Consider the following 23,595-nt stretch of genomic DNA (forward strand, 5'->3'; position numbering starts at 1 on the left):
GAAAAACCTTATATTGTCATATTTAACTGATTTATTTTTCAATCGTTTTTATTATTACTGGAGTACTTGCACCATAATCATTCATTGTTTGATAAGATATTTTATTATGATCTTGATTATTAACTCTTATATTGACCGTTTCCATAGGAGGAACCATCACACTATTTAATTTTTCATTGCCTAAGTGCAAATTCACTAAAGTCACGTAATAAGGTGATGGATTTTTGATTACCATGTCATGGCCAGAGAATTTAAACTCTAAGCTATTAGGAATATCATTTAAATTAAATTGTAAACCATCAGGTCTTACAAATATTTTTATTCTGGACAACACTGCCAATTGAAGTACATTTTTATCTTTAATTTCCTCTCTTTCAATTTCAGGTATTGATTTTGTATTTAACCAAAATAAACTTTCTCTATCTTTCGGTAGCTCTTTCCCTGCATAGATTATTCTTAGTGTATTTTCACTATTAGGCTTACTAACAAAAAGAGGTGGTGTAATGATAAAATCATTGCTCTTTTTATCATCACTATTATCAACCCATGATTGAATTAAAAAGCGTAATTTATTATCAGTATTACTAAGAGTAATTGATGTTTGTTTAGCCTCTGATGGATAAATAATTCTAGTGGCCGCTAATGCAACTCCTCCAGCATAAGATAATGATGAATAGCAAAAAATAAAAAATAAAACAATATAATTTCTATATGCTAAATACATATTAACCTCTAGTGATAGACCTAATTAGTTATAATTTAAAACAAACCAAACGACAGCATCTGCTTTGCCACCTTTAACATGCTCTTCCGTAGCTAAATAACTTGCTTTAAATTTTAATTTTGATTCATTATCTTCAAAAAATTTATATTCACCAGTAATATTAGGCTTTATAATTTCGTTTTTATCATCGAATAATGCAATACCAATACCGGAAGCTGAATTTATCTGCTCTGTGATATTGAATAATCTTTTATCCTTACTATTTTCATTTCCTAAAATAATAAAACTAACTTTATCACTTATATTTTTATTACAATCAGTCAGTTTAATAAAAAAAGGTATTTGAATAGAATGGCTTCCTACCCCATGAAATTTATTACTACTTACAACACCTAAATCAACTATTTGATTTTCACTTTCAGCTGATACAATACATGCAGGCTCAACAATTCCACCCCTAATATAAAAGATCCCATCTTCAATAAATCTTTTATTCAAGCCATAAGCTTGAGAGTAGAAAGAGGTAAAAAATGATAGGACAATAAAATATATTAAACTATATTTCATATTTTCCTCGATATAGAAGTATGGCTCATCCAAGCCATACCTCCAAATAGCTAATTAAAATTAGTCGTATTGCATTTTGAAAGTAACGTTAGCATCAGCATGACCTGGAGTCACTGTGTCTAATGTTGATTTGTAACGTGCAACGAAATCTAAAGTATTAGCTCCATCAATAAGTTGTTTCGCTGTAGAGAAAACAGAACCGTCTGGTGTTAGGACTTTTCCTGTATGGTCAATAAGCTCAATACCAACACCTGTTGCTGCACCTGCCCCCCCCGTGGTGATATTGCTAACTGCTAATATTGTTTTATCATTAGAGTCACTAACACCAGAAAATGATGCTGATGCATTTTTTGCAACAGTCGTATCACAGTCTTCTAAATCAATAGAGAAACTCGTGTCTCCAACTGTTTTACCTACGACATCAAACTGTGCAGTTCTATATTGACCAATATTAATTGTCTGGTTCATGGATTTAGCACTAACCGCACAAGCCGCATTAACAATTTGACCAGTGAAGTTAATTTTACCACCATTAACCACTGTCGCCGCAGAAGCTAAACTACTAGCAGATAAAATAGACACTGCTAATACAGTTTTAATTAGCATATTTTTTTTAAACATTTACTTTTCCTTTTTTATATTACAGGTATACAACGACTTCACTTAAATTCTGAAGAATAGAAATGATATTGATTAATAGTTGATTAAAAAATCATCTTAATATGAATTACTTTAATTAATAGCGTTAATTAAAAAAAATTAATATAACATTAGTAGTATGTAATTATGATATTAACAAAACATTATTCTCATTGAGGACAATTTTCTAAAAAAGAGAAGTTATTATCATTTTCATACTTGGCTTTATATTTAAATGTAATAATTCTTTTCGAAACCTTTTCGAAAAACTCACTAATTGAAACATCAAATATACTTAATACATAAATTAATATATCAATTGGTATTTTATTTATTCCTCTTTCATAACGAGATATTTGTTGCTGTGAGACTTTTATTCTTTCTCCTAATTCAGAGCCTGTCATTGAATTACGTTGTCTTAATAGAGAAAGTTCATAGCCAATAGAATGTTGAAGTATCTTTCTTTCACTTATGAACTCATAGTTCAATGAAAAAACATTTATATCCAAAACTTTCTTCCTCAAGTTTATTTTTAATTAATTTACGTGACCAAATTAATAAAATCAAATATTCCTGTTCATCTAACATATTAATCAATCAATAACTAAACACGCAAAAAGCGTAAGAAAATATATAAAATTCTTCTGGAGTATTGACGTTTATGTATCGTCATTTTTAGATAGTCGTTTTAGGTCAATATAAAATTCTGAAAATATAGCATTCAATGTTTAAAAAAAACATAAATCACTAATATTAACACTGATTCAATATGCAGATTTACTCGCTCAGCATGTTACTACTTAGCTAAATAAAAAATTGAAGAAAGGTTTGATAATTACTGTTTAGCCCATTATTACTTTTTGGAGTTGAACACTATAAGAATATTCTTTATATCTGACTAGAGATTATTAATTTTAAATGAGCTCTTTTTAATAAAGATCAATTTATTTACACATATTGATTAAAAATAGAACAACTTAGTGGCTATTAAATAGATAATAAAGCCTGAATAAATTCAGGTCTTGTATATTGAAGTTGACCCATCCTAAGTGAGGATTTGTGCCTAATAAACGGGCTTATCATTGAACATGAGGAATTCAGTATTGTTCTTCGAATATCGAGAGATGCATATAGAACATAATATTCAATTCGCTATCACTAATAAGTATGATTGTTATCAAAATACCTTAGCAGAAAGTATTGATGGGATATTAAAAATGGAGTATCTACTGATAAAATCGAGTAATCTGAAACAAGCAAATTAGTTAAAGAATCAATACAGCTCTATAATGAAAAACAACCACACGTTTATTATTGATGAAGCTTACGCTGAGTTTGTTCCAACGCTTGAATTTATCAGTACAATTTCGTTAGTTGTTGCAGAATATAAAAATCTAATTGTCGCCCGTACTTTCTCAAAAATTTATGCCTTAGCCAGGTTACATATAGGTTTTGGCGTTTCCGTTCCAGAAGTAATCTCACAGATTGATGCTTTGGTTTCTATTAATAATACTAATACTGCAGGTGCTGTTGCCACATTAACCTCACTAAAAAATAAAATTTATGTGGAATATAGCCGTAAATCGATTGATATTTCACGTCAGATAGTCGTGGATGCCTTAAAAGAGTTGAATATTATGGTCGACCGTGAATTTCCATCCGCTTTTGGTTGGTGCCGTTTAACATTAGGCACATCCGAAGATGTGAGCTATTTCGTCACTACGTCAAGAGCTTTTAGAGCTAAAAATTGGATTTAATCCCAAAATAGCTCTATAAAATAGTACCAGTTTTATTTACTTTTAATTTTCAACTAACATTCCATTGCGTTATGAATACTTAATATTATTTAAAATAAAAACATCTGTGTATTCATTATTTTTATTCAACCGATTAAAGGTTAATAATACCAATTCAATTACGTATAATTACCAATGTGAGGATTTATTTTTGTGAATTTTACCTTAAGAATAAAATCAACACATTGATAATTAGCATCTTGCTTGCTATAACTAAATTTATCAAATAAAAATATAACATCTAGTTATAAATACAATAAATAAATTTTATTATCTTTAAAATGAATAAGTAAGATCTTTTTTATCATCTTCTGAAGCAGGGTTATAACAGACAAGGACAGCAATATTATTAAATTAGTATCACGAAAAGGATAACCCATGTTATTACATCAACTGAAATTTCCCTTACTGTTTATTTTAAGTGCCACCCTATTAACTGGCTGTCTATCCTTAAAAGAAAAAGCCGCGATTAAAGCGGAACAAGATAGAGCCGAACAACAGCGTTTAATTGACGAAGAAATTAAAAGTTATGGCCCTCCCACCGTGATTTACCGCATTGATGACCACCGCTTTTTTACCTTAGAGAAATATAATGAAAGGCGCAGTGGCTCGACTTATTACAACAATACTCAAAAAGGAATACATCAGGAAATTATCCGAGCTTCCGCTTGCCGTTATCAAGGTCGCCTAATCTGGGCAACCGAACGCGACGATGCTTTTGCTTTTCCGGGGGTATTGAGTCGTGTGACCAGTCGTTGCGCAGGAACAAAAACAGGTTGCGTTAACGTTATTCTTGTTACCCTTGATGGTGGAAAAACCTTTATGCCCACAAATGGCGGGTTTGGTGGCAATACTGATTATCCCGGGCCTAGATCTGCTAAATTCGATATTATCGTGACTGATAATAGCTTCTATTTAGGAGAATCTCCATTTTCTCGTTTAAAAAATGACGGACTTGATGATCCTTGGTGGCGAAAATTTTATTTTGATCCTACCGATTCTAATTATGTTCATAGTAGTGTGGGGGATAAAGAATCTCCCTCTCCAACACTAAAAACTCCCTCAGGACAAACCCGTTTTGATTGCAGTTCCCCTTCTATTTACCCTATTTCACAGGCGGAAAAATGATGAGCAATCGAGACCAGCCCCGTAAATTAGCACCACCAAACTTTCTAAGAAAGAAGAAGGCAAAAAGTCAATAAAGCCATTCACGATAACAGCTAACGTCAATCGCTTTATTTAATTATTCACTTTGTTGTCTTCAATAAAACGGCATCACGAAAAGGATAACCCATGTTATTACATCAACTGAAATTTCCCTTACTGTTTATTTTAAGTGCCTCGTTATTAACTGGCTGTCTATCCTTAAAAGAAAAAGCCGCGATTAAAGCGGAACAAGATAGAGCCGAACAACAGCGTTTAATTGATGAAGAAATTAAAAGTTATGGCCCACCCACCGTGATTTACCGTATTGATGACCACCGCTTTTTTACCTTAGAGAAATATAATGAAAGGCGCAGTGGCTCGACTTATTACAACAATACTCAAAAAGGAATACATCAGGAAATTATCCGAGCTTCCGCTTGCCGTTATCAAGGTCGCCTAATCTGGGCAACCGAACGCGACGATGCTTTTGCTTTTCCGGGAGTATTAAGCCGTATGACCAGCCGCTGCGCAGGAACAAAAACAGGTTGCGTTAACGTTATTCTTGTCACTCTTGATGGTGGAAAAAACTTTAGACCCACAAATGGTGGATTTGGGCAAAATACAGATTATCCTGGTTTCAGATCGGCTAGTTTTGATATTATCGTCACAGATGAAGGATTTTATTTAGGAAAGACTTCTGTTAGCCGTCGAGAAATTAATGATGAATTAGCCAAACCTTGGTGGCGAAAATTTTATTTTGAATCCTCTCGCTCAAATTATGTCCATAGCAGTGTTGGGGATAAAGAATCCCCCTTTCCAACACTAAAGACTCCCTCAGGGCAAACCCGTTTTGATTGCAGTGCACCTTCTATTTACCCTATTTCACAGGCGGAAAAATGATGAGCAATCGAGACCAGCCCCGTTAATTAGCACCACCAAACTTTCTAAGAAAGAAGAAGGCAAAAAGTCAATAAAGCCATTCACGATAACAGCTAACGTCAATCGCTTTATTTAATTATTCACTTTGTTGTCTTCAATAAAACGGCATCACGAAAAGGATAACCCATGTTATTACATCAACTGAAATTTCCCTTACTGTTTATTTTAAGTGCCTCGTTATTAACTGGCTGTCTATCCTTAAAAGAAAAAGCCGCGATTAAAGCGGAACAAGATAGAGCCGAACAACAGCGTTTAATTGACGAAGAAATTAAAAGTTATGGCCCCCCCACCGTGATTTATCGTATTGATGACCACCGCTTTTTTACCTTAGAGAAATATAATGAAAGGCGAGAAGGGATCACCTATTACAACAATACAAAAAACAATATCCATCAAGAAATATTATACGGATCAGCTTGTTTATACCAAGGACGCCTAATTTGGGCAACCGAACGCGATGATGCTTTAGTTTTCCCTGCGGTACTGAGTCGAAGAACAGATCAATGCGCAGGCACTAAATGGGGTTGTGTTAACGCAATCCTTGTTACCCTTGATGGTGGAAAAAACTTTAGACCCACAAATGCAGGTTTTGGTATTCATACTGATCATCCCGGTTACTACTCTTCTTTTTTCGATATCATTGTCACTGATGAGGGATTTTATTTAGGAAAAACAACTGTCAGTCGGCGGAAAACTAACGATGAATTAGCCAACCCTTGGTGGCGTATCATTTATTTTGATCCTACTGATTCTAATTATGTCCATAGTAGTTGGGGGGAAGAAAAAAGCCCACCTGAAGACTTAAAAACCCCCTCAGGGCAAACCCGTTTTGATTGCAGTGCCCCTTCTATCTATCCTATTTCACAGGCGGAAAAATGATGAGCAACAGTAACCCAACTCGTTGGCTAAAACCTAAAGAGTGCCTTGATGGTAGTCAAGAATGGCGTTCTATCACTCATGCTGCCAATATTGGTGGAGAAATCCATGTTAACCCCCACTTACCTGGAATTATTATTTTTGTTCATGGGGTAAATTCAGAAGGAGAGTGGTATAACGATGCCGAACGAGAACTTTGTGCTGGTCTTAATGAACGGTTAAATTTAACTAATACAGATTATCAATTAAAACAAAATGAATATTATGAACCCAAATTTATTTTAGATGAAAAAAATTATGATAATAGCCATTATATTTATGAAGAGCCTATTCGAACATTAAAAAAGTTAGGTAATTCCCCCGTGATCCGTTTTTATTGGGGATATCGTGCAACCGATGATGATTTAGGTCAATACTGTATTCCACTAAAAAATAAAGAAGGAGAAAGCTATCACCGCTTAGTTAATGAAATACTTAATCCTGAATACAGTCATAAAGATGAAAAATATTGGACACCCGGAGATATAAAAAAATACAATATTGTACAAGAATACCATTCTCTGCCTTACCGTAAAAAACGTCTCTTTATTAATGAACAAATTAAACATAAGGGCCCTTTTTTCTGGGGTGGAGGGCCATTTCAAAATGGCTGTAATAATTTAGTCAGTTTATGGAGCAAACACGGTTTTAGTAATCTCGCCATGTTATGGACAGTGATCCCTACCCCTATCCCTTTTAATATACAAGCCTTTAACCCTGAATCAGATCGGTTATTAACAAAGTCTCCTCCTCGTCGCTATTATGCTCATGCTGTAAAACGGCTAGCCAATTTAGTCAAGAAAATACGTGAAAATAACCCCTATGATACTGTTACTGTTATTTCACACAGCCAAGGCACGATGATTGCCTTAGCAGCGGCAGCGATTGAAGCCCCTGATAGCCTCTTTGTTTTAAACTCTCCTTATGCCACAAAAGATAATTCCTTAAATAGTTACTCTTATGTTTACAATGAAAACATTAATGAAGCACATCGAGAAGCAACCCTAAAAGAAATTATTGATAAAATCGCAAAGAATAAAAATCGATTAAAGGGATCGCCTTGTGGATATTCAAGTCTAGTTGTCGGAGAAAGTGAAGAGCAAAAAAGTTGGACTCCTGATGTAATAATATATAAAGGGAATAAGCTTGGTATTAGAGATAACGAGAATAAAGAAAATAAAGAGAATATCGAAATTAATAAAGAAAAATTCACTAAAGGTGAGTTTATTAAAGAAAGAGATAATCACGGGCGGTTCTATATTTATTGTAATCCACACGATCGTGTAATGGGATCATCACCGTTAGAAAGTATTGGTTGGTGCCCACTTCCTAATATTAAAGAAAGAGGACAAATACAGCATCACCCATTATTTGCCCTTGAACATCCACCCTATATCAGAATGTTAGCACGTAATACACCTTGTGGTGGAAAACCTAATCCAAAAACTATATTTACTGATGCAAATAGACGATTCAGTGATGGTAATATTTTTTGGGACAGCAATACCAAAACATTAGAAGGCTTCGCATGGCCTGAGCCTTCAGCTAATATTTCACTAAATATTAATGCTCCAGAAGTACCTCACCCTATTACAGCAACAGAATTGGCAACCTTTGATGAAGATTTTGCCGTAATAGAAAAAAAAGTGGAGAAACCAGCCCTTGAAATTAATATAGATGCTGATAAACAGAAAAAAGAGATACCTTTAGGTCAAGGTTATGGACAATTAATATATAACCCCAAAAGTAGGAGCTATGAGCCCAAAGATGCCGAATATTACTTCTATAAAGATCTCTATTCTTATCAACATCGTATTTGGGTTGAACTCACCCCAGAAGAGAAAAAAGTACTCAAGAATAATCCACTATTAGATCCTCAAGATCAAAATGCAACCACAAAGTATGAAACCTTAGAAGAGATGAGAAAACGCATTCGCGAATACAACCAACGTCCTACTGACCATGGTACATTGCCAAGAAATTCACTGTTTCTTCGTCGCGTAGTCACTTATGACTTACCTATAGGTTATTGTGAAATCGGCAGAAGCCCAGAAAAGATGGATGAGTTAAGAAAATATGCGGATTGGCTAAGTGGCTCAGATATCTATATGGAAAAAGGTGAATTAGATTTACCAGAAATGCCAGATATCATCGAAAACCCGTTAAAGAAAAAATAACAATAAATGCCCAATATTCTAAATCTTAAAAATAAGAAGTCCGCTTGAATTTATTCAAACGGACTTCTTCTCTTATCAATACTTATTTATTACATTAAAGCGGATCTACTTTTAAACAAGAGACTGCGTGGCGAAAGCTTCCTTCTAATAAAGGACGTGTTTTTGCACATTCTTCATCAGCCATCGGACAACGTGTACGGAATATACAGCCTGATGGTGGATTAATCGGAGAAGGTAATTCTCCCTCTAATAAATCAATATGCTTGTTACGCTCTTTATCGGGATCAGGAATAGGCACTGCTGACATCAGCGCTTTGGTATAAGGGTGTAATGGATGATGATAAACTTCATCATAAGTCCCTAATTCCACCGCGTGTCCTAAATACATCACCAATACACGATCTGAAATATGTTTTACCACTGCCAGATCATGCGCAATAAAGATCAAAGATAATCCCATCTCTTTTTGAATATCTTTCAGCAAGTTAACCACTTGAGCCTGAATTGATACGTCTAATGCTGAAACAGGTTCATCACAAATCACTAATTTAGGCTCTAGAATTAACGCGCGAGCAATACCGATACGTTGGCATTGTCCACCAGAGAATTCGTGTGGGTAGCGGTTGATTAAGTTTGGCAATAATCCGACTCGCATCATCATTGCTTTGACTTTTTCAACCACTTGCGCCTGTTTCATTTTAGGATGATAGGTTTTAAGCGGTTCGGCAATAATATCGCCAATCGTCATTCTTGGGTTTAAGGAAGCCAGCGGATCTTGGAATATCATCTGGATATCTTGGCGAATATCTCGCCATTGCTTATTCCCCATTCCCAGTAAATCATTACCTAACCATGAGACAGTTCCACCAGAGGCTTTGACTAAACCAATAATGGCACGCGCAAACGTTGATTTACCACAACCAGATTCACCAACAACACCAAGGGTTTCGCCTTCATATAGGCGCAGTGTGACACCGTCGACAGCTTTTAGACTTTTTTTCGCTTTCCAAAACCACTGCTTATTATCTTGAACATCGAAATAAACCTTTAAGTCATTCACTTCAAGAATAACTTTTCTATCTTGTAATGTGGCCTGCGTCATACCAATTCCTCCACCGCTTTAAAACAGGCTCGTAATCGCCCTTGTGCAAATTGCGCTAATTCAGGCTCATTCGACAAACATTGCTCTGTTGCATACTGACAGCGTGGTTGGAATGGGCAACCTTTTGGTAAACGCAATAAGTTAGGAGGATTACCCGGAATGGTCGCTAGTCGCTCATCTTCACCGTCTAAACGCGGAACGGCTTGTAGTAACCCAATAGAATAAGGGTGTGAGGGTTGATAGAAGATATCACGCGCTTTCCCGTACTCCATAGTACGCCCTGCATACATTACCAATACTTTATCGCAAATCCCTGCAACAACCCCTAAGTCATGGGTGATCATAATAATTGCAGTGTTTAAATCATTTTTAAGCTCATTTAACAGTGTCATGATTTGTGCTTGAACCGTCACATCAAGTGCTGTTGTTGGTTCATCTGCAATTAACAGTTTAGGCTTACACAGCAATGCCATTGCAATCATGACACGTTGACGCATCCCGCCTGAAAATTCATGAGGGTACATACTCATTCGTTTATGCGCTTCAGGCATTTTTACGGCATCTAACATACGCACAGATTCCGCATAAGCATCATTTTTACTCATGCCTTTATGTAGCATTAATACTTCAATCAGCTGCGCGCCCACTTTCATATAGGGATTTAATGAGGTCATTGGATCTTGAAATATCATGGATATTTCTTCAGCGCGCATTTTATTTAATTCGCTTTGGCGAAGATTTAAGATCTCACGTCCATTAAAATTGGCACTACCCGCTGTACGACCATTTTTCGCTAATAATCCCATCAATGCGAATGCTGTTTGCGATTTACCTGAACCCGATTCACCAACAATCCCTAAGGTTTCACCTGCTGATAATTCAAAGTTGAGTTTATTAACGGCAGTAACATCACCATCTGCGGTACCGAAAGTCACGCTGAGATCTTTAACACTTAATAACGACTTGCTTGTTGAATTTGTCATTTTGTTCTCCTTAACGATCTTTCGGGTCTAATGCGTCACGTAAGCCATCACCGATAAAGTTAAAGCAAAACAGTGTGACAACTAAGAACGAAGCCGGGAAAAGTAATAACCAAGGAGAAACTTCCATTGAGTTTGCACCATCACTTAATAGTGCTCCCCAACTACTTAATGGCTCTTGTGTTCCTAAACCTAAGAAGCTTAAGAAGGATTCAAATAAAATCATACTAGGCACTAGTAAAGAGGCATAAACCACCACCACACCTAATACGTTAGGTACGATATGTCTTAGTACGATATTACGTGATGACACACCACAGACTAATGCCGCTTCAATAAACTCTTTACGTTTTAGACTTAAGGTTTGTCCTCTTACAATACGCGCCATATCGAGCCAAGATACCATTCCGATCGCAACGAAAATCAGTAAGATATTTTGACCAAAAAATGTCACCAATAAGATAACAAAGAACATAAATGGGAATGAGTTTAAGATTTCCAGCAAACGCATCATCACAGAGTCAACACGTCCACCAATATAGCCTGCCATTGCGCCATACAGCGTACCCACAATAACAGCAACAAAGGCAGCAGCGATACCGACCATTAATGAAATACGCCCACCAATCGCAACACGGACGAGTAAGTCGCGCCCAGATGAGTCTGTACCAAAATAGTGAGAAGAGGCAAAATCAGGTGCCATCGACATCATTTCCCAATCTGTATCGTCATAAACAAATGGCGATAACATTGGGGCAAAAATAACAAATAATAAAATAAAGAAAAGTAACACAAGACTCGTGATCGCAGCTTTATTGTGCATAAAACGACGACGAGCATCTTGCCATAAACTACGACCTTCAATATCTAGCTGCTCCGAGAAATTCCCCAGAGCTTCGCTGTTTTCCTTCAGTGATAACATAACGCGCTCCAGTGTCTATTAATAACGAATTTTCGGATCAATAACAGCATATAAAATATCGACAATTGCATTAAAGAAAATCGTTAATGCACCTACGATAATGGTCAAACTTAATACTAGTGAGTAATCTCGATTTAAAGCACCATTAACGAAAAGTTGTCCGATACCCGGCAATCCAAAGATGGTTTCAATAACCATTGAGCCCGTAATAATACCGACGAATGCAGGCCCCATATAAGAGATAACAGGTAGCAACGCAGGTTTTAAAGCATGACGCAGTACAATTCTTTTCATCGGCAAGCCTTTCGCTTTTGCCGTTCTGATAAAGTTTGAGTGTAATACTTCAATCATTGAACTACGGGTAATACGCGAGATGCTAGCAATGTAAGAAAGTGATAATGCAATCATTGGCAACAACATATATTGCACCGCGCCACCATTCCAACCTCCAGCTGGTAACCACCTTAAGGTAATAGCGAAAATGAGCACTAACAGTGGTGCGACAACAAAACTCGGTATTACAACCCCCGTCATGGCAAAAGTCATGACGGTATAATCCCATTTGGTGTTCTGATTCAGTGCCGCTATCACGCCTGCCCCCACACCTAAAATTACGGCAAAAATAAATGCCGACAGCCCTAATTTAGCTGAAACAGGGAATGCTTTACCGACTAAGGTGTTTACACTGTAGTCTTTATATTTAAAAGAAGGCCCTAAATCCCCTTTCGATAACTGAATTAAATAATCGAAATATTGCTTATAAATGGGATCGTTTAAATGGTATTTCGCTTCAATATTTGCCATTACCTCAGGCGGGAGTTTTCTTTCACCCGTAAAAGGGCTACCCGGCGCTAAGCGCATCATAAAGAACGAAATCGTTATTAGAATAAATAGAGTCGGTATCGCTTCCAGAAAGCGACGAAAAATAAATTTGAGCATTGCCCGTTCCTATAACACAAACCTATTCAGGCGTGACGATAAAAAGACCTTGCCTTAAAAAGACAAGGCCTCGCCCGATTACTTAGCAATAATATACAAGTCTTTAGTATGTAAATTATCTAATGGATCTTTACCTGAATAACCCCCAACATAAGGTTTCACTAAGCGGGTGTTTACATAGTAGTAAAGTGGAACGATAGCCGAATCTTTATCTAATACACCTTCAGCTTTTTGATAAATAGCGGCACGTTCATCATCAGATTTCACGCGTAAAGACTCTTTGATCAATGCGTCAAACTCTGTGTTTTTATAGTGAACAGTGTTGTTACTGCTGTAAGACAGCATCATGTTCAGGAATGAAGAAGGTTCATTATAATCTGCACACCAACCGGCACGAGCAACATCATAAGTTCCTTGGTGACGAGTATCTAAGAACGTCTTCCACTCTTGGTTTTCAAGAGAAACATCAGCACCTAAGTTTTTCTTCCAAATTGAAGAGGCAGCAATGGCCACTTTTTTGTGAAGATCAGAAGTGTTGTACAGCAGTTTAAATTTCAGTGGATTGGCTTTGTTATAGCCCGCCTCTTCTAACAATTGGCGTGCTTTTTCATTACGTTGTTCTTGAGTCCAAGTCGCAAACCACTCTGGTTTACTCTCTTTAATGCCGTCAGTGAATGGAGGGGTAAAGCCGTAAGCCGGAATATCACCTTGGTTTTTCACTTTATAAGTGATGATATCTCTATCCATTGAAAGCTTAAGTGCTTCACGAACACGCGGATCGTTAAACGGTGCTTTCTCATTATTAATTTCATAATAATAAGTACATAAATATGGACTTATGCGCAATTCATCTGGGATCTCTTTTTTCAGTTTTTGGAAAAGTTCGATCGGTAAATTGCTATATGTCATGTCGATTTCACCCGCACGATAGCGGTTTACGTCGGTGACTTCTGATGAGATAGGTAGGAACGTAACTTTATCAATAACGGTACTTTTGTTATCCCAATAAGTTGGGCTACGCTCTAAAACAATACGCTCGTTGACTGTCCAGTCTTTCAAATTATAAGCGCCGTTGCCGACGAAGTTAGCTGGTTGTGTCCATTTTTCGCCAAATTTTTCAATCACTTTTTGGTTAACTGGCGACATGGAGGAGTGAGCTAATAATTTTGGTAGATAAGGCACTGCTTCAGATAAAGTAATTTCTAATGTGTTGTTATCTAATGCCTTAACACCTAATTCTGTGGCTTTTTTCTTACCCGCAATAATATCGTCGATATTCACGATATGTGCATATTGTAGATAGCTCTCATAAGGAGATGCAGTATTAGGATCAGCTAAACGTTGCCAGCTATAAACGAAATCTTGTGCTGTAACAGGCTCACCATTTGACCATTTAGCGCCTTCACGAATTTTGAATGTCCAAACGGTGAAGTCTTTATTTTCCCAGCTAGTTGCTGAACCTGGTAAAATTTCGCCATCTGGGCCAACTATTGTCACACCTTCGAAAAGATCACGAGCTAATGCAGATTCAGGCACACCTTCAATTTTATGAGGATCAAGCGATTGTGGTTCAGAACCATTATTACGTACAAGCACTTGTTTTTCAGCTAATTTCACCCCATCTGGAACAACTGCAGCGTTAGCTGTTAGCGCTGACAATCCAAAGATTGCGCTTATTGCAATCGCCAACGCACTCTTTTTAGTTAAATTACTCATCTTATAAAATACTCCCAGTTAGTGAGTTGGTTGTTAGACAACCATTCTGTGATGTTTAGTTGTGTTTTAGAACGGTTTACACAACTTATTGTTTTTACAAAAAATAAATCAAACTTGCTTAATTGCCATCAGTACTTAATTGCCTGATAACATTATAATTTTTTTATGCCGTTATCTTTTTTTGTGTAGCTTTTTTATTTTTTACTACAGTTAATGTCACTTTTAATCATTTAAATCGTACATAACTATAGAATACCGATAATTTACCAGTTTTAGTTATCTACCTTTATAAAATAGCGCTTTAAGTCCGTATAATCAAAGGGGTCTTTACCTGTAAATCCACCTACTTTTGGACTGACTAATCTAACACTGACGCGATAATAAACAGGTACTATCGCTGAATCCTTATCTAGCAAGGCTTCAGCACGTTGATAGAGTTGATGACGAGCACCATTATCGAGTGCAAGTAGTGCATTATTTAATGTGTCGTCATAGGTTTTATTTTCATAAAAGACCGTATTTAGGCTACTTTTAGAAAGAAATGAGTTTAAAAATGAAGTTGGTTCATTGTAATCTGCACACCATGTTGCTCTCGCAACTTGGTAATTGCCCTGATTACGATTTTCTAGCGCCGTTTTCCATTCTTGATTTTGTAACGTGACATTAGCGCCAATACTTTTCTTCCACATTGATGCGGCTGCAATAGCTTGCTGTTTATTTTGATCTGATGTGTTGTAAAGCAATGTAAAAGTCAGCGGATTTTTACTATCAAACCCGGCTTCTTTTAATAACTCTCGCGCCCTTTCATTACGTTGTTGTTGTGTCCAATATGCCCATTTAGGTGGCTTAAAATTACCATTACCAATAAAAGAGGGTGTAAAAGAATAAGCAGGGATTTGCCCTTGCCCCATTATTTTTTCGGCAATTACTTGCCTATCAAGTGTTAATTTCACAGCTTCCCGAACGCGGGCGTCATCAAAAGGTGCTTTTTTATTATTGAGTTCATAATAAAAGGTACATAGATAAGGTGTAACGTGTAAATTATCAGACTGTTCTTGCTTCATTTTTTTATAAAGAACTGGAGGAATAGCGCTGTTAGTAATATCAATTTCACCACTACGATAACGGTTAATATCGCTGGCTTCTGAGCTAATTGGCAAAAATGTGGCTTGCTCTATAATGGTATTTTTATTATCCCAATAAAGTGGATTACGCTTTAAAGTCACTTTTTCATTCACAACCCAATTTTCAATAACATAAGCACCATTGCCAACAAAGTTTTCTGGGCGAGTCCAATTCACGCCATATTTTTCAACAATCTCTTTTTTAACGGGTTTCAACGGTGTGTGACTGACCATATCGATTAAATAAGGAATTGGTTTGGTTAAGTTGACTTGCAAAGTGTGAGGATCTATCGCTTTCACACCTAATGTTTCAGGGGATTTTTTGCCACTAAGAATATCTGTAATATTTTCAACATAAGCATATTCGAGATAACTGGCATAAGGTGAACCGGTTTTAGGATCTACGACTCGACGCCAGCTATAAACAAAATCTTCAGCAGTAACTGGAGAACCATCACTCCATTTTGCATCTTCTCGCAAATAGAATGTCCACACCTTGTTATCATCTGTTTCCCAGCGTTGTGCAACGCCTGGCATACTTTCACCATTCGGTCCAACATAAGTCAGCCCTTCTAATAAATTTAAAATAATATTAGTTTCTGGTGCGCCTTCTACTTTATGCGGATCAAGAGATGAAACTTCAGTTCCGTTATTAATTACAATATTCTGTTGCTTTGCCAGAATAGTGCCTTCAGGAAGAGTGACGGCATGAGAAAAAAAGGAGGTTAAGACAAGTGACATAATACTGAGTGGAAACACTGTTTTTAACGTAACTTTATTTTTCATGGGTACCTCTCCTAATAAACAATAATTTATAGCGGGGTCGCTCAATTAACGTTAGGTATCGTTGTTAAATTTTGATTGTAATATTTGTGGCTCTTAGATATTTGCTGATATTAACGAGATAAAAAATGATAACAACACCTTTCTTTTTTACACTTATCGTAAATTTTGTCAATTAATGCGGTATTCTTATCACTTAACTTTATTGAGCCCTCTAGCGTTCTATCTTGAGAAAATAAAAAATACATATCGAGAAAGGCAAAACAACAAATAAACATTAAATTAACATCATGCAAGTTTTATAGATAGAAAACCTACTTAGCTCACAAAATTAATATAATTAGGATGGGTTTTAACCGACTTGCAGAACTTTATGGCGCTTCGTTTGTAAAGAGTTTCTCTTTAAAATTAATTATAAATAACAATAAATTCATCTTTAGACTGAATAATAATTCTAATTTAAAAATATTTATAGATTATTAAACATTCACTTTTATTGTTTATTTTTAAAATTTAATCTAAATTTTTAATTGAAATAAAAATAAAAAATTTTTCATTTATATTTCTATGAGTTAGATAAAAAAATCTCTTTAATATACATCTCGAATATTAAAGAGGTTTTTTATTTTTAAATAATAACTTCAATTTTTTTCAGCTAGTTAGCCGATTTTGATTGAAACCATTGTAGCTTCTCATTCAATTTGACGACTTCTCCCACAATAATCAGCGCTGGACTTTCCATTGTTTCTGCCATCTGTGCAAGTTGATGTAATTGCCCAATAATCACTTTTTGTGCTGTTAATGTTCCTTTTTCGATAATAGCAACAGGCATTGTCGCACACATGTTTTGACTGAGTAGCATTTGCTGAATGTAATGAGCTTTACTCAATCCCATGTAAAAAACCAATGTTTGATTCTTTTGCGCAATACATTGCCACTGAGCTTCATTTAACCCTTTACCATGTCCTGTAATAAAACGGACGCTTTGCGCATAATCTCGATGCGTTAAAGGAATACCCGCATAAGTTGTACAGCCTGATGCTGCCGTAATACCGGGGATCACTGAGAATGGAATACGGTGTTCAATTAAAGCTTCTAACTCTTCACTGCCTCGACCAAAAATAAAGGGATCACCTCCTTTTAATCTCACTACTCGTTTTCCTGCGGTAGCTTCTTTGATTAAAATTTGGTTGATCTCATCTTGAGGAACACAGTGAAAACCTGCTTGCTTACCAACATAAATACGTTGTGCATCTCTACGAACAAGAGCCATAATCTCATCAGACACTAATCTATCGTAAACTATGACATCAGCTTGCTGACACTGCTGTAAACCTTTAATCGTCATTAGCCCAGCATCACCCGGCCCTGCGCCGACTAAAACAACACTGCCTTGAGGTTGCTGATTTTCAGATAACAGTGCGCCAATACATTGCTGGATACCGTCGTCTCTTTGCGCTTCTATTTCGGCTTGTAATGATTTATCTGCAAAAAATTGCTCCCAAAAATAACGTCTGGCATTCATCGATGAAAAACGCTGTTTTATTTGCTCACGTAATTTTCCGGCAAGTTGTGCTAACGCACCTAAATAATTAGGGAGAAGTTGCTCAATTTTTTCTCGCAAAATACGAGCGAGTACAGGTGCTTTTCCGCCCGATGAAATTGCCACCATAATAGGAGAGCGATCTATGACAGATGGCATAATAAAGCTGGCTTGCTCTGGTGAATCAACCACATTACAAAATATCTGTTTTTCTGTTGCTATTTGGAAAACCTGTTGATTCACTTGCTCGCTATTTGTCGCTGCAATAATAAGCCATTTACCAGACAGATGATCAGCCGTAAATAGCCCTGTGACACAGTTTAGTTTTTGCTCGGTGTGCCATTGCATAAACTGACTTGTAAACGAAGGAGCGATGACAGAAAGATCAGCGCCTGCCTCCATAAGCAATCTGGCTTTACGTTCAGCAATCTCACCGCCTCCCACTAATAAACAAGGTTTATCTTTAAGCTGACAGAATATTGGAAAGTAATCCATATTCATTCCCCTATTTATTGAGATGATCTATTACGGCTGCGTACGCTAACGGTGTTACCTTCAACCTTGACATCAAAATGAGTGATCGAGAAATTCTTATCTTCAAGGCAAAAACCATCCGTTAAACGAAAATGCTGTTTTTTTAGTGGACTAACGATATACAACTCGTTTTCATGTTCAGCAATTAATCCTCGAGATAGAACACTGGAATGTGCAAAGGGATCGATATTGCTTAACGCATATAAACGCGCATCAGAATAAGGGCGAAAAATGGCAACGTGATCTTGCTCCACCAGCGCACAAACACCCGTTCCCGGTGTAATATCATCTATTTGGCAAACCGCTATCCATTGGCTCATGATTGCGCCTCCTCAGTGACCAATTTGATATCAATACGTTCATGTAAACGAGCTGGACGATGTTGAAATCGTTCTTTTACCGTTTGCACTGTCGGATCAGGCATTGAATTATTAATAAAGTGGGCAAAACGTTTTAATGCTTTTGGAGAATCAACCGTTTCTTTCCATTCACAAGCAACCCGTTCTTGTAAGGCTTTCAGCTCTTTTTCTAACTGTGTGTTTAAGCCTAATTTGTCGTGAATAATGACATCACGTAAATATTCAATACCCCCTTCTAAATTATCTAGCCATACTGACGTTCGTTGTAACTTATCTGCCGTGCGAATATAAAACATCATAAAGCGGTCGATATAATGTACTAAGGTTTCTTCATCAAGATCCGATGCAAAGAGATCTCCGTGGCGTGGTTTCATGCCACCGTTTCCACCGAAATAGAGGTTCCAGCCTTTGTCGGTGGCGATAATACCGACATCTTTGCCTTGTGCTTCAGAACATTCACGGGTACAGCCTGAGACACCAAATTTCATCTTATGAGGTGTTCTAATACCTTTATAACGATGCTCTAACGCAACCCCCAAACCAACACTGTCACCAACACCAAAACGACACCAACTGCTACCTACACACGTTTTTACCATACGCAATGCTTTCGCGTAGGCATGGCCTGTCTCAAAACCGGCTGCAATTAATTTTTCCCAAATGGCAGGTAAATCCTGTTTGTGCGCACCGAACATTGCCATTCGTTGCGAGCCAGTAATTTTGGTATACAAATTGTATTCTTGAGCGATTTGCCCAATAGCGATAATACCAGCGGGGGGAATTTCACCACCAGGAGAGCGAGGAATAATGGAATAAGTCCCATCTTTTTGCATATTCGCGAGAAAGTTATCGTTAGTATCTTGCAAAGAAACTAAATCATCACGCAAGATATACTCATTCCAACATGAGGCAAGCAATGAACCCACTGTAGGTTTACACACTTCACAACCATAACCTTGGCCATGTTTTTTCAGTAGCTCATCAAAACTTTTCAGTCCTTCTACACGAATAAGATGATAAAGCTCTTGGCGAGAATAGTGGAAATGTTCACAAAGATGGTGGTTAACTTCAATACCTTGTTTGGCTAATTCTGCATTTAAGACTTGAGTCACAAGAGGAATACAACCACCACACCCTGTACCTGCTTTAGTTTCCGCTTTAATGGCAGCAACTGTATGACAACCTCGTTCAATTGCTTGAATAATGTCGCCTTTTGTAACGTCAAAACAAGAGCAGATTTGCGCTGTTTCAGGTAAGGAATCAACTCCGATTGCAGGTTTACTTCCTGCATGTGCTGGTAAAATTAAGCTATCTGGGTGTTCTGGTAATTCAATAGTATTGAGTGACAACTGTAGAAGATTGCCATAATCTTCAGTATCTCCCACTAATACCGCCCCTAATAAGTATTTATTATCTTCACTCACGATCAGGCGTTTATAAATTTCTTTGCCTTCGTCCAAATAAATATAGCTACGACACCCTGCTTGTTGCCCATGAGCATCACCAATACCGCCAACATCGACACCGAGAAGTTTTAATTTTGCACTTAAATCGGCTCCTTGAAAGACAGAGTGATGACCTAATAAATTATCAACGGCAACTTGTGCCATTTTGTAGCCCGGCGCTACTAAACCGAAGGTTTTATTTTGCCAAGATGCACATTCACCAATGGCATAAATATCAGGATCTGTTGTTTGGCAGTAATCATTAATAACAATGCCTCCTCTTGGGGCAATGTCTAAATCACATTGACGAGCCAGTTTATCTTTCGGACGAATACCTGTGGAAAACACAATAAAATCAACTTCAAGAGAAGTACCATCTGCAAATTGCAGTGTTTTTCGTGCATTTTCGCCTGTCGATAATATTTCTTGTGTGTTTTTAGAGGTATGCACTTTAACACCCATACGCTCTATTTTTCGCTTAAGTTGCTCTCCACCTAATGTATCAAGTTGTTCCGCCATTAAGGTTGGTGCAAATTCAATAACATGAGTTTCGATACCTAAACTTTTTAGCGCACCAGCGGCTTCTAACCCTAAAAGTCCACCACCAATTACCGCGCCTTTACGACTAATACGAGCACAAGATTCGATAGCATTTAAATCTTCAATAGTTCGATAAACAAAGCAATCTGATGAATTATTTCCCTTTATAGGTGGTATCCACGGATAAGAGCCAGTTGCCATCACTAACTTATCGTAACTAACACAACGCCCTGTATTGGTGTGTACCACTTTTTCTTCACGATTGATGGTTATTACTCGTTCACCAATTAATACTTCTATTTGATGTTTCTCATAATATCCTTGTTTAACTAAAGAGAGTTCTTCAGCAGTGTGATGGGAAAAATAAGAGGAGAGATGGACTCTATCATATGCAACGCGAGGTTCTTCACAAAAGACGACAATATCAAATTCTTCATTGCCACCTTTATCAATCAGCTCTTCGATATAACGGTGTCCCACCATACCATTACCGATGATTGCGAGTGTTTTCTTGCTCATTTTTGCCTCAGATTTAAAGATTTCTAAGGCTAAAATACGAAACTACTCATAAGGAATATTGATGAATATCAAACATAGCTTAATCAATTCAGCTACTACAACTTAATAGTCAATGAGTTACTACTAAAGGAGTATTTAATTCTCATCTTCTTGCGGTTAATTATTCTTCTACCATAATTAATTTTGGTTGCTTATAACCAAACGTTATATGTAAGCGTAATTAAAACTTTGCGCATCGGTCACGTTTTGCCTAAGTTAATTTCACAAAGTAATAATAATTAGAGCGTGTTAACCTTTTTTGCTTATTTTTACAGCAAGAAAACCGAGTAAAGCAAACGACTCAACGAGTATGGACATTGATTGCCATTAACAATGTCCACTTAAGATAAAAACAAGTGTTGAAAGCTGCCTTACAGGTTCGATTAAAAGACGTTTTACTCATTTTATTCTGCGTTGATAAACACTAGCTTAGTTCACTAGGCTAGTGTTTATCGCCTTGCCTAAAATGCTTTTAATTCGAATAAAAATTGACCATAAAAGGCTAACACGCTCTAATAAGTTATTGACATAACGACTTTAGCTACACCGTTTCAGGGAGCGTCTCATGAAAGCAAAATTATTATCATTATTCGTTGTGGGTGCCCTTTCCGTACCAGCATTTGCAGCAACACCCGCGAATACATTAATTGTGGTACAAGGGCTTGATGATATTGTCAGCCTTGATCCCGCCGAAAGTAATGAACTGTCTAGTATTCAAACTGTACCTAGCTTATATCAGCGTATTGTTCAACCTAATCGTGATAATCCTGAGATTAATGAACCGATTTTAGTTGAAAGCTGGCAAGCCAATCCTGAACAAAAATCTATCGTATTTAAAATTAAACCTGATGCAAAATTTGCATCTGGTAACACCGTTCGCCCTGAAGATATTATCTTCTCTTATCAGCGTGCGATCACCATGAATAAATCACCTGCCTTTATTTTAAATGTCTTAGGTTGGAAAACAGATAACATTAATTCACTGCTGAAAAAAGTCAGTGATAATGAATTAGAAGTGCGTTGGACCGCCGATGTTAGCCCTGATGTTGTGCTAAATATCCTCTCAACCCCGATTGCTTCTATCGTTGATGAAAAGCTGGTTTCTGCTCATATTAAAAATAATGACTTTGGAAATAGCTGGCTGAAAATGAACTCAGCAGGAAGTGGCGCATACAAAATGCGTGCTTATCAACCTCGTCAAGCGATTGTGTTAGAAGCCAACCCTCTCTCACCAACTGGCGCGCCTAAAATGGCGAATATCATTATTAAAAACGTACCTGATCCAGCATCACGTCGTTTACTGATTGAGAAAGGTGATGCAGATATCGCACGCGAACTGGGTACTGACCAAACCGCGGCACTGGCTGGTAAAGCCGGTATTCAAATCTTAAATATTCCTTCCGCAGAACAAGTTTATATGGCTTTTAATACCGCCAGCGGAAACCCTGCACTTAGTAACCCCGCATTTTGGGAAGCGTCTCGTTATTTAGTTGACTACAAAGGCATTACTGAAGATCTAATGCGTGGTCAGTATTTTATTCACCAAAGCTTTTTGCCAGTAGGTTTACCGGGTGCATTAAAAGATAATCCATTCACCTTTGATCCCGAAAAAGCGAAGGCAATTTTAGCCAAAGCAGGCATTACCAATGCTCGCTTTACATTGGATGTTGAGAACAAAGTACCTTACATTACGGTGGCGCAATCCATTCAGGCAAGCTTTGCTCAAGCAGGTGTACAAGTTGATTTATTACCAGCAGCAGGTAGCCAAGTGTATAGCCGCGTACGCGCTAAACAACACCAAGCTGCGATCCGTTTTTGGATCCCAGACTATTTTGATGCGCATTCAAATGCGAGTGCCTTTGCTTATAACGATGGACAATCCAATACTGTTGCTTGGTTAAATGGTTGGAAAATCCCTGAACTAAGCCAACAAACATTGACTGCACTAAATGAAGCAGACAAAACAAAACGTCAATCACTCTATACTGAAATGCAAAAAGAGTTACAACGTAGTTCACCTTATGTGTTTATCGACCAAGGTAAAAACCAAATCGTTATGCGCGATAATGTTAAAGGTTATGCCCAAGGCCTAAATGCAGATATGGTTTATTATGACAAAGTAACTAAGTAATATTTTTCCTGAAACC

Annotated in this window: 19 protein-coding genes; 6 read left to right on the plus strand and 13 right to left on the minus strand. The window is 37.1% G+C overall.

Going from position 1 to position 23,595, the window contains the following annotated elements:
• Window positions 1–31: 31 nt before the first annotated feature.
• The 4 genes from DK866_RS02670 to DK866_RS02685 form a co-directional block, all read right to left on the minus strand.
• Window positions 32–724, minus strand: coding sequence for a fimbria/pilus periplasmic chaperone (locus tag DK866_RS02670; protein WP_109407630.1), 693 nt, complete (start codon window positions 722–724; stop codon window positions 32–34).
• 24 nt (window positions 725–748) lie between these two features.
• Window positions 749–1,324: a fimbrial protein gene (locus DK866_RS02675; RefSeq protein ID WP_244179643.1), complete on the minus strand. Its 576-nt coding sequence runs from the start codon at window positions 1,322–1,324 to the stop codon at window positions 749–751.
• Window positions 1,325–1,351: 27 nt separating this feature from the next.
• The gene (fimA, locus tag DK866_RS02680; RefSeq protein ID WP_109407632.1) at window positions 1,352–1,912 is read right to left on the minus strand and encodes a type 1 fimbrial major subunit FimA; all 561 of its coding nucleotides are present in this window, start codon (window positions 1,910–1,912) and stop codon (window positions 1,352–1,354) included.
• A gap of 188 nt (window positions 1,913–2,100) precedes the next feature.
• On the minus strand, window positions 2,101–2,439 hold the full coding sequence (locus DK866_RS02685) for a helix-turn-helix domain-containing protein (protein ID WP_109407633.1): 339 nt from the start codon (window positions 2,437–2,439) through the stop codon (window positions 2,101–2,103).
• Between the two features lie 780 nt (window positions 2,440–3,219).
• On the opposite strand from DK866_RS02685, the gene DK866_RS02690 reads away from it, so the two are divergent.
• The 5 genes from DK866_RS02690 to DK866_RS02710 all read left to right on the plus strand — a co-directional run bounded on the left by DK866_RS02690 (window position 3,220) and on the right by DK866_RS02710 (window position 8,903).
• On the plus strand, window positions 3,220–3,687 hold the full coding sequence (locus DK866_RS02690; RefSeq protein ID WP_109407634.1) for an aminotransferase class I/II-fold pyridoxal phosphate-dependent enzyme: 468 nt from the start codon (window positions 3,220–3,222) through the stop codon (window positions 3,685–3,687).
• Window positions 3,688–4,104: 417 nt separating this feature from the next.
• The gene (locus tag DK866_RS02695; protein ID WP_109407635.1) at window positions 4,105–4,854 is read left to right on the plus strand and encodes a T6SS immunity protein Tli3 family protein; all 750 of its coding nucleotides are present in this window, start codon (window positions 4,105–4,107) and stop codon (window positions 4,852–4,854) included.
• Window positions 4,855–5,019: 165 nt separating this feature from the next.
• The gene (locus tag DK866_RS02700; RefSeq protein WP_109407636.1) at window positions 5,020–5,772 is read left to right on the plus strand and encodes a T6SS immunity protein Tli3 family protein; all 753 of its coding nucleotides are present in this window, start codon (window positions 5,020–5,022) and stop codon (window positions 5,770–5,772) included.
• Window positions 5,773–5,937: 165 nt separating this feature from the next.
• Window positions 5,938–6,690: a T6SS immunity protein Tli3 family protein gene (locus DK866_RS02705; RefSeq protein WP_109407637.1), complete on the plus strand. Its 753-nt coding sequence runs from the start codon at window positions 5,938–5,940 to the stop codon at window positions 6,688–6,690.
• Window positions 6,690–8,903, plus strand: coding sequence for a T6SS effector phospholipase Tle3 domain-containing protein (locus DK866_RS02710; RefSeq protein ID WP_162556970.1), 2,214 nt, complete (start codon window positions 6,690–6,692; stop codon window positions 8,901–8,903). The genes DK866_RS02705 and DK866_RS02710 overlap by 1 nt, the downstream gene beginning before the upstream one ends.
• 94 nt (window positions 8,904–8,997) lie before the next feature.
• On the opposite strand, the gene oppF is transcribed toward DK866_RS02710, so the two are convergent.
• The 9 genes from oppF to nirB all read right to left on the minus strand — a co-directional run bounded on the left by oppF (window position 8,998) and on the right by nirB (window position 21,409).
• Window positions 8,998–10,005 carry a murein tripeptide/oligopeptide ABC transporter ATP binding protein OppF gene (gene oppF, locus DK866_RS02715; RefSeq protein ID WP_036936438.1) on the minus strand — a complete coding sequence of 336 codons (1,008 nt, stop codon included), beginning with the start codon at window positions 10,003–10,005 and terminating at the stop codon, window positions 8,998–9,000.
• Entirely contained in the window at window positions 10,002–10,988 is a 987-nt protein-coding gene (locus DK866_RS02720) for an ABC transporter ATP-binding protein (RefSeq protein ID WP_109407639.1), read from the minus strand. Before DK866_RS02720 ends, oppF begins: the two co-directional genes overlap by 4 nt.
• Window positions 10,989–10,998: 10 nt before the next feature.
• Window positions 10,999–11,907, minus strand: coding sequence for an oligopeptide ABC transporter permease OppC (gene oppC / locus DK866_RS02725; RefSeq protein WP_023581989.1), 909 nt, complete (start codon window positions 11,905–11,907; stop codon window positions 10,999–11,001).
• A gap of 18 nt (window positions 11,908–11,925) precedes the next feature.
• Window positions 11,926–12,846: an oligopeptide ABC transporter permease OppB gene (gene oppB, locus DK866_RS02730; RefSeq protein ID WP_023581988.1), complete on the minus strand. Its 921-nt coding sequence runs from the start codon at window positions 12,844–12,846 to the stop codon at window positions 11,926–11,928.
• Window positions 12,847–12,924: 78 nt separating this feature from the next.
• Window positions 12,925–14,562 (minus strand): oligopeptide ABC transporter substrate-binding protein OppA, encoded by a 1,638-nt coding sequence (oppA, locus tag DK866_RS02735; RefSeq protein WP_099075552.1) that lies wholly within the window; start codon window positions 14,560–14,562, stop codon window positions 12,925–12,927.
• Between the two features lie 272 nt (window positions 14,563–14,834).
• On the minus strand, window positions 14,835–16,472 hold the full coding sequence (locus DK866_RS02740) for an ABC transporter substrate-binding protein (protein ID WP_109407640.1): 1,638 nt from the start codon (window positions 16,470–16,472) through the stop codon (window positions 14,835–14,837).
• A 652-nt stretch (window positions 16,473–17,124) separates the two neighbouring features.
• The gene (gene cysG, locus DK866_RS02745; RefSeq protein WP_109407641.1) at window positions 17,125–18,507 is read right to left on the minus strand and encodes a siroheme synthase CysG; all 1,383 of its coding nucleotides are present in this window, start codon (window positions 18,505–18,507) and stop codon (window positions 17,125–17,127) included.
• 14 nt (window positions 18,508–18,521) lie between these two features.
• Entirely contained in the window at window positions 18,522–18,866 is a 345-nt protein-coding gene (gene nirD, locus DK866_RS02750) for a nitrite reductase small subunit NirD (RefSeq protein WP_109407642.1), read from the minus strand.
• Window positions 18,863–21,409: a nitrite reductase large subunit NirB gene (gene nirB, locus DK866_RS02755; protein ID WP_109407643.1), complete on the minus strand. Its 2,547-nt coding sequence runs from the start codon at window positions 21,407–21,409 to the stop codon at window positions 18,863–18,865. Before nirB ends, nirD begins: the two co-directional genes overlap by 4 nt.
• A 604-nt stretch (window positions 21,410–22,013) precedes the next feature.
• Between nirB and DK866_RS02760 the strand changes: the two genes are divergently transcribed.
• The gene (locus tag DK866_RS02760) at window positions 22,014–23,579 is read left to right on the plus strand and encodes an ABC transporter substrate-binding protein (RefSeq protein ID WP_109407644.1); all 1,566 of its coding nucleotides are present in this window, start codon (window positions 22,014–22,016) and stop codon (window positions 23,577–23,579) included.
• Window positions 23,580–23,595 lie beyond the last annotated feature (16 nt).

The sequence above is a fragment of the Proteus genomosp. 4 str. ATCC 51469 genome (assembly GCF_003144375.1).
In the GTDB taxonomy this organism is placed as follows: Bacteria; Pseudomonadota; Gammaproteobacteria; order Enterobacterales; family Enterobacteriaceae; genus Proteus.